Here is a 10,782-nt window from a genome sequence, read left to right as displayed (position 1 = left end):
GCCGCTGTTCGGGGATCGGTTGACATCGGACAGGCCGCGACCGAAAACGCTGGGCACTTCCGTGCTTGGACCGTGAACCCTCTATGGCAGACAAACGCCCCTCCCTTCCCCCGCTCAATGCACTGAGGGCCTTCGATGCGTTGGCGCGGTGCGGCAGCCTGCGGGCCGCCGCGGCCGATCTTGGCGTCGTGCCGGGTGCGGTACGCCAGCAGCTTGCAAGCCTTGAGGATCACTTCGGCGTCGCGCTCTTCAACAGGGAGAGTGGGCGCGTCAGCCTGAACGACACCGCCCGCCGCCTTGCAGACGCGATCGGCGTGGCCTTTGCGATCATCGTGCGGGCAGCCGACGAGATATCGTCTCAAGAACAGAGGCTGCGACTGAGGCTCGGCGTCCCGATGCCGATGGCATCTGCTTGGTTTGTTGCGCTTTTGCCACGCATTCAGGCGGATATAAAGTCGCTCGATATCGAGGTGGTGCCAGTTCCCGTCAGCGTCACTCTGTCTGACGCACCAGATATTGACGCCATCGTGGCGGGCGGCGAGTACCGGCCCCTTCCAGACATTTCGGCCACGCAGTTCATGGACGACCAATTCGGCCCTGTCGCAAGTCCCCAGGTGGCGGCGAATATGTCCGCCGGCCTGGAAAAGGCGACCGCAATCATCGCCCGCGACGTCGGATACCTCTGGGACGACTGGTTTCGCGAAAGCGGGACCACACCGGTCCGCTTTCACAAGCGCACCGAATTCGGCGACCTCGTGCTGGCGCTGAGCGCCGCCAAAGCCGGCATGGGCTTCACGATTGCACCGCGTGCATCGATCGAAGCCGAACTGGCTTCGGGCAGTCTGGTTGCTCCATTCGGCTTCACTGCCCGGCCGGCCGGCTACCGGCTTTGCTGCCGGGTGGCTGATCGCGACCGAAAGTCCATCGCAGCCTTGCGTGCCTGGCTGGTTGCGGAGGCAAAGGCAGCAAATCTGCCCCTTGCAGCATTATAATATCCCTGTGCGATCGGGGTTCGCAGGCGCTAGAACAAGCAATTGCCGCGATGGCGGCGATTGAACGGAAGGATGACGGAATGCTGCGTTGGGGAATTCTCGGGACAAGCTTCATCTCGAGCACGATGGCGGACGCTATTCAGGCCAGCGACGGCTCCCGGATCGAAGCCGTCGCTGGCCGTGACCCGAAGCGCCTTGAGGCCTTCGCCAAGCGGCACGCCGTTGCAAAAAGCTACGCCACGATTGAAGCCCTCGTCGACGAACCGGAGATCGACGTCGTTTATGTCGGCCTGCCTAACAACGTGCACCACGAAGCCGTGATCAAGGCAGCTCAACGCGGCAAGGCCGTGGTCTGCGAAAAATCCCTGGCGACGACGATGGCCGATGCGCAGGCAATGGCGGACGCAGCGCAGACAGCAGACATCTTCTTTCTTGAGGGATTGATGTACCTCAACCATCCCGTCATCGCCGAGCTTGGCAATATCATCCGATCCGGTCGCCTCGGCGCCATCCGCTCCATCGCGGGCCTTTACGCGGCCGACATCTGGAAGGTCGTCAACCCCAAGGGAAATGGCACGCTTTACAATCTCGGCTGCTATCCAGCCTCACTGCTGCACTACGTCATCCAGACGGCCTTTGGCCCCGAGGCTTTCTCCAAGAGGGTGATGAGCGGCCACGGAAACCTCTCGCCCAGGGATCACAATATTTGCGATGCTGCCCTGGCCGTTCGCTTCGGCACCGGAACACTCGCGACACTGCAATCGACCGACAGCTACGGCATGTCTTTCGATTTCACGGTTCGCGGCGACCTCGGCGCGGCGCGCTTTGTAACGAACCCGTGGCTGCCGATTGCCGGCGACAACATCCTCGACATCGAGGAGTACGGCAAAGAACCCGAACAGGTCCGGGTTTGGTCAGACATCGACGCGTTTGGTCACCAGGTTCGCGTTGTCGAACGCTGCCTCAGCCTGGGCCTCAAGCAGGCTGAACGCCCCTCGCCGCGCCTCGGCGATTCGATCGAAATCATGGAACTGCTGAGCGAATGGGAAGCGCTGTGCAGGACCTCGCCCCCGCTTTGAGGTTTTTCCGACCAATAGCATCGGGTCGCCGCTGAAATTCGCCTTGGCGAACGCGCGGCTACCCGGCACCTTTCAGGATGGCCGAGAAGCGCGGGTCGAAGGCGCGGCTGATGGGTTCAGCCGCAGCGCCGAGCGCGACCGCCCAGGGATCGGTCATGCCGAGCTGAAAGCGCGGAACGACACGGCCTGGACGATTGGAGATCGATGGCAGCAACGGCTCCATCGCCGCGACAAGGCGGCGGCCGAGTGCTTCGGGGGCGCCGCAGCACAAGATGACGGTCTGCGGATCGAAGATGGTCTCGATCAGATGGACGCTCCAGCGCAGATCCATCGCGGCTTCCTCGATCCAGGACGAAACCCTGGCATCGCTGCTGGAGGCAAGGTCGTCGATCGCCGAGTAGAGCTCAGGGTCGGCGGGATCGATCCGCAAGTGCTGATAAAGCGAGGCAAGGGAGGCGCGATGTTCGAGTGGCGCAGAGCGCCCTCCAGGAGACAGAAGCGCCATGCCGATCTCACCGGCGTTTCCGTTTGCACCGCTGTAAAGCTCCCCTCCGAGGATCAGGCCGGCGCCGATACCGTAGCCGAGATAAAGGCATACGGCATGGTCAAGCCCGTGTGCGGCGCCCACCATGCGCTCGGCTGTCGCGCAGGCGGCCGCATCGTTCTGGAGCCCGACCTCAAGTCCGGTTCCTGCGGCCAGCATCTCAAGCAGCGGAAAGGTCTGCCACGCAGCCATCATCCAGGGATCATCGGCGCTTGCCTCGACGCCGAAGGGGCCGGGCATCGCCGCGCCGAGACCAACAAGACGCCGCTCCGATTGACTGGCACGCTTTGCAAGATCACGTCTGACAGTCTCCACCAGGTCGAGAATGACCTTGACGCCACTTGAGGGGCCGTCCGGCGTCAGGTTCGCCTCCGCCCGCGTCAGAATATTGCCCATGAGATCGACGGCGAGCGCCCTGGTGATGTGCCGATCGATCTGCAGGCCGATCGCGAAAGCACCTTCGGGCACGAGACCATAGGGGGTCGACGGCTGACCTCTGCCCTTTCTGACGACATTCTGCGAGCTCACCAATCCATCCTGCTCCAGTTCATCGATGATGTTGGAAACGGTCTGCTTGGTAAGCTTTGTTGCTCGCGCCAGATCGGCACGTGAGAGCGCGCCGTTCATCCGTAGCGCATCGATCATCACCCGCCGGTTATGGGCGCTGGTGCCTTCATGGTTGGTGCCGCTCTTGGCCCGGATCGGGCGCGTTTCGTTCATGTGCAATTCCCTCTTGACACCAATAGAATATTGAAGAACAAATAAGTCAAGACAATTGACTTAATAAGGAACCGAAGAGTTCCCGGGAACGCAGCGGGCCGCAACGGCTCCGACGACGCTCCGAAATTTGGCAGCCGGCAGACCCGGTGCCTTTTCGACAGCCGGTGCGACGCACAGCCGCCTCGGGAACACGCGTGAATGTCAAAAAACTGGAGGCTGGAATGTTGAAATCCTTAAACAAGACACTGCTCGGTGCAGCTCTGCTCGGCGCGTCGTTTGCTCCGCATGCCTTTGCCGAAACCACGATCAATGCACTGTTCATGGCACAGGCGGCCTATAGCGAAGCCGATGTCCGCGCCATGACGGATGCATTCAGCAAAGCAAACCCTGACGTCAAGGTAAACTTGGAATTCGTTCCCTACGAAGGCCTGCACGACAAGACGGTGCTGGCTCAGGGCTCGGGCGGCGGCTACGATGTCGTGCTGTTCGATGTGATCTGGCCTGCTGAGTATGCGAGCAACAAAGTTCTGGTCGACGTGTCCTCGCGCATCTCCGACGACACGAAGAAGGGCGTCCTGCCCGGCGCCTGGACGACCGTTCAGGCAGACGGCAAGTACTACGGCATGCCCTGGATTCTGGACACCAAATACCTGTTCTACAATAAGGAAATCCTGGAAAAGGCTGGCATCAAGAATCCGCCGAAGACCTGGGACGAGCTGACCGAACAGGCCAAGATCATCAAGGACAAGGGCCTGCTCGCCACCCCGATCGCATGGAGCTGGTCGCAGGCCGAAGCCGCCATTTGCGACTACACGACGCTCGTCAGTGCCTACAAGGGTGACTTCCTGAAGGACGGCAAGCCCGCCTTCCAGACAGGTGGCGGTCTCGATGCGCTGAATTACATGGTCTCAAGCTATAAATCGGGCCTGACCAACCCGAACTCCAAGGAGTTCCTTGAAGAGGATGTCCGCAAGGTATTCGAAAACGGTGACGCGGCCTTCGCGCTGAACTGGACCTACATGTACAACATGGCAAACGACCCCAAGGACAGCAAGGTGGCAGGCAAGGTGGGCGTCGTGCCTGCACCAGGCGTTGCCGGAAAGAGTGAGGTATCCGCCGTCAACGGTTCGATGGGCCTTGGCATCACGTCGGCAAGCAAGCATCCGGACGAGGCCTGGAAGTACATCGCCTTCATGACCTCGCAGGCCACGCAGAATCAGTATGCAAAGCTCAGCCTGCCGATCTGGGCGTCGTCCTATGACGACCCTGCCGTCACCAAGGGCCAGGAAGAACTGATCTCTGCCGCCAAGATCGGTCTTGCCGCCATGTATCCGCGCCCGACGACACCGAAATATCAGGAGCTCTCGACTGCCCTTCAGCAGGCAATCCAGGAGTCCCTGCTCGGCCAGTCTTCCCCGCAAGATGCGCTGAAGTCCGCTGCCGACAACAGCGGCCTCTGAGCGACGAACCGCCACGCGGCTGCAAGCGCCGCCTGGCCTTCATTTCCATACCGATGAATTGAGAGGGCGCCCAATGTCCGGCACCTGGATGACAACCCGTGCGTGGCTTTTGATGCTGCCGCTGCTCGTGGTCATGGTAGCCGTCATCGGATGGCCATTGATCGATACAGTCAGCCTGTCCTTCACCGACGCCAAACTCGTCGGCACAGAAGGCAGCTTCGTCGGTATAGACAACTACGTGAAGATGATCTCCGGCTCGAATTTCCAGCGCACGCTCGTCACCACCGCGTGGTTTGCGATCGTCTCCGTTGCCGCTGAAATGGTGATCGGCGTTCTCGCTGCCCTTCTTCTCAACCAGAACTTCCACGGCCGCGGCGTGCTGCGCGCCTTAATGATACTCCCCTGGGCACTGCCAACTGTCGTCAACGCAACGCTGTGGCGCCTGATCTACAATCCGGAATATGGCGCGCTCAATGCAGCCCTGATGCAGGTCGGTCTGATCGACGCCTATCGCTCATGGCTCGGAGAGCCCGGTACCGCGCTGGCGGCCCTGATCCTCGCCGACTGTTGGAAGAATTTTCCGCTCGTCGCCCTGATTGCACTTGCGGCCCTGCAAGCGGTGCCGCGCGATATCACCGCAGCGTCCCTGGTCGATGGTGCCGGACCATTTTCGCGCTTCCGCTTCGTCATCCTGCCCTATCTCGCCGGTCCGTTGATGGTCGCGCTCGTTCTGCGGACGATCGAAGCATTCAAAGTGTTCGATATCATCTGGGTCATGACCCGCGGCGGGCCGGCCAACAGCACGCGAACGCTGTCGATCCTCGTCTATCAGGAGGCCTTTTCCTTTCAGCGTGCCGGATCAGGTGCTTCGCTTGCGCTCATTGTCACGCTCCTGGTCACCGTGCTTGCCGCAGCCTATGCCGCCCTTGTCCGCAAGACCGCAGGGAGTGCCGCCTGATGGAACGCAGAGGCCCCGTTTTCACCGCCTTCATCTACCTCTGCGCCCTGCTTCTCGCCGCCATCATTCTGGCGCCGATCCTGTGGCTCTTCATCATGAGCATCTCACCGGCTGCCGATCTTGCCGCAAAACCGCTTCGCTGGTGGCCACAGTCGATGGACTTTTCTCGCTACGGGGTGCTGCTCTCGAGGCTGGAAAACAGCGCAGGCGGCGCCTTCACCTCGTCGCTTCGAAACAGCATCGAAGTGGCCGGCATGGCGACGATCGCAGCAATCGCGCTTGCCATTCCCGCCGGCTGGGCAGTCTCGCGCACGCCATCGGTCGGCTGGTCGCTGACGATGGTGATCGCCACCTATATGCTGCCGCCTGTGGCACTGGCCGTACCTCTCTATATGGGCCTGTCGCATCTCGGCTTGCTGAACAACGTCTTCGGGCTCGCCCTCGTCTATCTGACGATCCTTGCGCCGTTTACCACCTGGCTGATGAAATCGGGCTTTGATTCCATCCCCAAGGAGATCGAGGCTGCGGCGATGATCGATGGCGCGGGCCTCTTCCAGACCTTGAGGATCATCACGCTGCCGCTGGCCATGCCCGTTGTCGCGACGTCGGCGCTGTTTGCCTTCCTGCTTGCCTGGGATGAATTCTTCTACGCACTGCTGTTCACCTCCGATCAGCGGGCCAAGACACTGACGGTTGCCATTGCCGATCTGGCTGGTGGCCGTGTCTCCGATTATGGACTGATCGCGACCGCCGGCGTGCTGGCCGCCCTGCCACCGGTGTTGGTCGGTCTCGTCATGCAACGCGCCCTGATCTCGGGGCTGACCAGCGGCGGCGTAAAGGGATGATCATGACCGAGCTAAAGACACGACCTGCTGGCCTTCTCGCCATCGATCGGGAAATGGCGCGTCAGCATCACGATGCGCTAGCCTCATACGGCACAGCGAAGGCGACGGCAGAGACCATCGCGGCATCGCTGCGCAAGACAGGCAAGCTGCTCCTGCTGGGCATGGGCGGGTCGCACGCCGTCGGCCGCGCCGTCGAGCCGCTCTATCGCGCGCTCGGCATCGATGCCATCGCATCGCCGCTGTCCGAACAATTGGGGCAACCGTTGTCGCTCGTCGGCAGAACCGTTCTCATCACATCCCAGTCCGGCGAGAGCGCCGAAGTGGTGCGCTGGTTCAACGAAACTGGCGGAACCAGGGATACGTTCGGACTGACCTTGGAGGGCGGTTCCTTCCTTGCGCGCACAGTCACCTCGCTCACGGGAGCCGGAGGCACGGAACTGGCATTCGCCGCAACCCGCAGCCTCACCGTCACCTTCGCACTGCACCTCGCCATTCTCGCAGCCCTCGGTGACGACCCGGCCAGCGCTCTCGCGACCCTCGCCACGCCCGAAGAACCAGATATCGGCCCTGCGCTTTCGGCATTGGCTGACGTCGCAACCGTCGTCACCTCCGGCCGCCGCCTGCAGGGCGTTGCGGAGGCGCTTGCGCTCGGATTGACCGAGCTGTCGCGGCTGCCCTGCTTTTCACTGGAAGGTGGCCAGCTGAGGCATGGCCCGATGGAAATGCTCGGCCCCAGGATTGGCGTCGTCCTCTTCCGGGGAAACGACAATACCTGCAGCCTGGTCACGGCAATGGCGGTATCGGCCGTCGAGACCGGCGCGCCTGTCGTGGTGTTCGACGCCTCGGGCAAAGAGCCTGTCGCCGGAACTGTCACTGTCTGCTTCACGCCGGCCACCGGCCTCGCCGCCATATTGGCGATGCTTCCTGCGGCGCAGCGACTGATGATCGCGTTTGCCGATGCGCGTGTTGCCAATGCCGGCACCCCTGTACGCTCGACCAAGATCACCCGGAGTGAATGAATGCGACCTCTTGCAGTTGTTGGCAACGTCAACGTCGATCTTATTCTCGGTCCCGCGGCACCATGGCCGAAGGCGGGCACAGAGATCATCGTCGATCATGACGAATTGCGCGTCGGTGGTGCAGCTGGCAACAGCGCACTCGCCTGGCAGGGTCTCGGCGTCGACTTCCAGATCGCGGCCAATGTCGGCGATGACCAGTTTGGCCGTTGGCTAAGCGAAGCATTCGGATCGCGTGCCGAAAAGTGGCCGGTTCGGCCAGAGGGAACCACGCTCTCCGTCGGCATCACGCATCCAGACGGCGAGCGCACGTTCTTCACGACCCGCGGGCACCTGCCCCGTTTCAGCCTCGCCGACGTCGTTGCAGTTGTCGATGGCTCGAAAATGTCGGGCGGCTATGCCCTTCTCTGCGGCTCCTTCCTGACGGATGATCTGACACGGGACTATCATGCTTTCTTCGACTGGGCAGACAGGCACGGGATTGCGGTGGCACTCGATACCGGCTGGCCCCTCGACGGTTGGACGGACGACAATTGCAGAGACACGCGAAACTGGCTTTCGCGCTGTAGGGTCGCCCTTCTCAACGAGGTCGAGTCGACCACGCTCGCCGGCCTCGACGACCCGATCGAAGCGGCCCGCGAAATCAGGTCCCATATGCCAGATGGCGCGGTTGTCGTCGTCAAACGAGGCCCCGATGGGGCTGTTGGCATCGGGCCGGACGGTCAGCTGATCTCGGTGTCAGCCCCCAAGGTCAAGGTCGTCGACACGATCGGCGCCGGCGACGTCTTCAATGCCGCCTTCCTCGCCGCCCTTGCCGAGAGCAGACCGCTCGCAGCCTGCCTATCGGCAGGTTGCGACGTGGCCTCGCGTGCCATTTCCACCCTTCCCCGCAGCTATGGCGGACCATCGGCTTCCGAGGAGACCACGCGATGAGCGCACTCGAGATCCAGAATATTCGCAAGACCTACGGCGACGTCGAGACACTGAAGGGCATCGACATCGCTCTCGAAAGCGGTGAGTTCCTCGTGTTGCTCGGATCGTCCGGTTGCGGCAAGTCGACACTGCTGAACATCATCGCCGGGCTTGCCGATGCAACCAGCGGCGATGTGCGCATCGGCAATCGGTCCGTTCTCGGCGTGCATCCGAAAGACCGCGACATCGCCATGGTCTTCCAGTCCTATGCGCTCTATCCGAACCTGACCGTTCACCGCAACATCGGCTTCGGACTTGAGATGCGCAAGGTGCCGGCTGACGTGCGGAACACGGCGGTGCGCGACGCCGCCCGGCTTCTCCAGATCGAGGGTCTGCTCGATCGCAAACCGGGACAACTTTCAGGTGGCCAACGCCAGCGCGTCGCCATTGGCCGCGCTCTGGTCCGCAAGCCGGAGGTCTTCCTCTTCGACGAACCGCTGTCCAATCTCGACGCCAAGCTGCGCATGGAGATGCGCACCGAACTCAAGCGCCTGCACCAGATGTTGAAAACGACGGTCGTCTATGTGACGCACGACCAGATCGAGGCGATGACGCTTGCAACCCGGATCGCCGTGATGAAAGACGGGCGCATCGAACAACTCGGGACCCCCGCCGAAATCTACGACCAGCCGGCGACCCTTTATGTCGCCACCTTTGTTGGCGCGCCGCCGATGAACCTTCTGAAGGCGACGGTGAAGCGCGGCAATCTGACGATCGATGGAACTGATTGCCGTGTGCCGCTCCCGACATCCTTGAAGACCGCGCCGGACGACGGACGCAAGCTGATCCTCGGCATCCGCCCGGAGACGTTGCGGCTGGGCGGCAATGGCGGTCAGATTGGTGCGCGATGCGATGTGGCCGAACTGACCGGCCCCGAACTCGTTGTCACGGCGTTTGTTGGAGAACAGCGCTTGATGGCCAGCCTGCCGCCCCGCACGCTTCTGAGTGCCGGCCAGGAGTTGACGCTCGACTTCGATCCTGAAGCCGTCCACCTCTTCGATCCAGAAACAGGGCTGCGCTGCCGCTGAACGTTCAGGCCGGCGCTCGGGCCGCAATGAAGCGGTCCATCGCATCAAAGGAAAAGGCGGCAGTCGGAAGTGCCGTGCCGCCTTCAAGCGCCAGATCTGCCAGGATCTCTCCGACGACGCTGGTGAACTTGAAACCGTGACCGGAACACGGCGAAGCCACGACGACATTTCGATTGCCGGGTACGAGGTCCAGCAGGAAATCCTCGCTGGGCAGCATGGTATAACGGCATGTCGTGGCGTTCACACGCAGACCCGCGGCTGGCACGCGTTTGCCGATGAAGCTGTCGAGGAGGGCCGTGTCCGCATCGTTGACTGGAGGATTGAGCCGGTTGGGATCGATCGGTTCTCGAAAATGGGCGTGCCGCCCGACTTTGACACCGTCTACCCCAATCGCCGGGAACCCGAAATAGGAGCCCTCCGCGCCTTCGTCGCGCAGAAAACAGGGCATGCGCTGCGGTTCTGTCGCAAAGCCATTGCGCGGTTGATACCAGGCGACGACCTGGCGGATCGGAACGGCATGGTCCTTGAGCTGCGGCACAAGCTCCGCGATCCACGAACCGGTCGCAACGACCACCTTCCTTGCCCGATACCGGCCGGTGGCCGACCGGATCGTCACGCCGCCATCATCGGGTTCGATCGCCAACACGCGCTCGCCGAAGTGGAGGACGGCTCCGTCCTGGGCCGCAAGCTTCAGATACCCCATGACGGCCACCTCCGGCCTGAGATAGCCGCCCTGCGGATCAAGGACTGCCATTTCGCCGTCATCGAGTTGAAAGGCGGGAAACCGAGCCGCCATATCTTCCTTGTCGAGGACATCATGCGGCAGGCCGTGCATCTCACAGGATGCACGCGTCCCGCGGACGATCTTGCTGTCGGGCGCACCGATCTGCAGCACGCCGGTGATGGTCAGGACGTCGGCGGCAAGCCTCTTTTCCAGTGAGCGCCAGTTCCGATAGGCGCGCTGAAGGAGCGGCACATAGGATGGGTCCTCAAAATAGCCCATCCGGATCAGGCGACTGTCTCCATGCGAGGAGCTCAAGGCGTGAGCCGGGTAATAGGCATCGATGCCGATTGCCCTTACCCCCCGCGCCGAGAGAAATGCGAGGGCTGCGCTGCCCATCGCACCAAGGCCGATCACAGCAACATCAAACTCGGTGGTCATTCTGGC

General features: G+C 62.1%; 10 protein-coding genes. 8 read left to right on the top strand and 2 right to left on the bottom strand.

Annotation, left to right across the window (positions count from 1 at the left end):
• Positions 1-83: 83 nt before the first annotated feature.
• On the top strand, positions 84-992 hold the full coding sequence (locus tag AC1DMK_RS11765; RefSeq protein ID WP_477859133.1) for a LysR substrate-binding domain-containing protein: 909 nt from the start codon (positions 84-86) through the stop codon (positions 990-992).
• An 80-nt stretch (positions 993-1,072) separates the two neighbouring features.
• On the top strand, positions 1,073-2,071 hold the full coding sequence (locus AC1DMK_RS11760) for a Gfo/Idh/MocA family protein (protein ID WP_477859131.1): 999 nt from the start codon (positions 1,073-1,075) through the stop codon (positions 2,069-2,071).
• A gap of 58 nt (positions 2,072-2,129) precedes the next feature.
• Here AC1DMK_RS11760 and AC1DMK_RS11755 read toward each other — a convergent pair whose 3' ends face one another.
• Complete coding sequence (locus AC1DMK_RS11755) at positions 2,130-3,335, bottom strand: ROK family transcriptional regulator (RefSeq protein ID WP_477859129.1); 1,206 nt, start codon at positions 3,333-3,335, stop codon at positions 2,130-2,132.
• Positions 3,336-3,556: 221 nt separating this feature from the next.
• On the opposite strand from AC1DMK_RS11755, the gene AC1DMK_RS11750 reads away from it, so the two are divergent.
• The 6 genes from AC1DMK_RS11750 (at position 3,557) to AC1DMK_RS11725 (ending at position 9,614) form a co-directional block, all read left to right on the top strand.
• Positions 3,557-4,795, top strand: coding sequence for an extracellular solute-binding protein (locus AC1DMK_RS11750; RefSeq protein ID WP_037061878.1), 1,239 nt, complete (start codon positions 3,557-3,559; stop codon positions 4,793-4,795).
• A gap of 73 nt (positions 4,796-4,868) precedes the next feature.
• On the top strand, positions 4,869-5,753 hold the full coding sequence (locus AC1DMK_RS11745; protein ID WP_037061879.1) for a carbohydrate ABC transporter permease: 885 nt from the start codon (positions 4,869-4,871) through the stop codon (positions 5,751-5,753).
• Positions 5,753-6,598, top strand: a complete 846-nt coding sequence (locus tag AC1DMK_RS11740; RefSeq protein ID WP_037061880.1) for a carbohydrate ABC transporter permease — start codon at positions 5,753-5,755, stop codon at positions 6,596-6,598. Before AC1DMK_RS11745 ends, AC1DMK_RS11740 begins: the two co-directional genes overlap by 1 nt.
• Positions 6,595-7,617: an SIS domain-containing protein gene (locus tag AC1DMK_RS11735; RefSeq protein ID WP_477859126.1), complete on the top strand. Its 1,023-nt coding sequence runs from the start codon at positions 6,595-6,597 to the stop codon at positions 7,615-7,617. Before AC1DMK_RS11740 ends, AC1DMK_RS11735 begins: the two co-directional genes overlap by 4 nt.
• Complete coding sequence (locus AC1DMK_RS11730) at positions 7,618-8,547, top strand: PfkB family carbohydrate kinase (RefSeq protein WP_477859124.1); 930 nt, start codon at positions 7,618-7,620, stop codon at positions 8,545-8,547.
• On the top strand, positions 8,544-9,614 hold the full coding sequence (locus tag AC1DMK_RS11725; RefSeq protein WP_477859122.1) for an ABC transporter ATP-binding protein: 1,071 nt from the start codon (positions 8,544-8,546) through the stop codon (positions 9,612-9,614). The genes AC1DMK_RS11730 and AC1DMK_RS11725 overlap by 4 nt, the downstream gene beginning before the upstream one ends.
• Positions 9,615-9,618: 4 nt before the next feature.
• On the opposite strand, the gene solA is transcribed toward AC1DMK_RS11725, so the two are convergent.
• Complete coding sequence (gene solA / locus AC1DMK_RS11720) at positions 9,619-10,776, bottom strand: N-methyl-L-tryptophan oxidase (protein ID WP_477859120.1); 1,158 nt, start codon at positions 10,774-10,776, stop codon at positions 9,619-9,621.
• Between the last annotated feature and the right edge of the window lie 6 nt (positions 10,777-10,782).

It is taken from the genome of Rhizobium sp. 05L419, from assembly GCF_056397845.1.
The sequence above is the reverse complement of the archived record's forward strand: the minus strand, read 5'-3'. Positions and strand labels throughout refer to the sequence as shown.